Origin of the sequence: Phocaeicola sp. RTP21198st1_B8_RTP21198_201120, from assembly GCF_040929485.1 — a bacterium.
GTDB classification, from domain to species: Bacteria; Bacteroidota; Bacteroidia; order Bacteroidales; family Bacteroidaceae; genus Phocaeicola; species Phocaeicola dorei.
The window spans coordinates 766-1,554 of the sequence record NZ_JBCOCI010000301.1 but is presented as its reverse complement, the minus strand read 5'-3'; the positions used below and the strand labels follow the sequence as shown (position 1 = coordinate 1,554).

At 45.6% G+C, this 789-nt stretch carries 1 protein-coding gene; it reads left to right on the top strand.

Features of this window, described 5'->3' with window-relative positions; all coding sequences use genetic code 11:
• On the top strand, window positions 1-789 hold a 789-nt coding region (gene secD, locus AB5935_RS25660), incomplete at both ends, for a protein translocase subunit SecD (protein WP_368327833.1).

Genomic DNA, 789 nt, shown 5'->3' with positions numbered 1-789 from the left:
CGGTAAAGCTCCGTTGGAAGGTGATGTAGTAACAGACGCGAAAGATGAATTTGACCAATACAGCAAACCGGCTGTCAGCATGACTATGAACTCTGACGGTGCACGTCGTTGGGCACAGTTGACTAAACAAAACATCGGTCGTTCTATCGCTATCGTTCTTGACAACTATGTATATTCTGCACCAAACGTAAACTCTGAAATCACAGGTGGACGTTCACAGATTACAGGTCATTTCACTCCTGAACAGGCAAAGGACTTAGCAAACGTATTGAAATCAGGTAAGATGCCGGCTCCGGCTCACATCGTACAGGAAGATATCGTTGGTCCGTCATTGGGTCAGGAATCTATCAATGCAGGTGTATTCTCATTCGTAGTGGCTCTGATTCTGTTGATGATCTATATGTGTATGATGTACGGCTTCATACCGGGTATGATTGCCAATGGTGCATTGTTCCTGAACTTCTTCTTCGTATTAGGTGTCCTCTCCTCCTTCCAGGCAGCATTGACAATGTCCGGTATTGCCGGTATGGTGTTGTCACTAGGTATGGCAGTGGATGCGAACGTACTTATCTACGAACGTACAAAAGAAGAACTTCGTGCCGGTAAAGGTGTGAAGAAAGCACTTGCTGACGGTTATTCCAACGCATTCTCCGCTATCTTCGACTCGAACCTGACATCCATCATCACAGGTATCATTCTGTTTAACTTCGGTACCGGTCCGATCCGTGGTTTTGCTACGACATTGATTATCGGTATTCTAGTATCCTTCTTCACCGCTGTGTTCATGAC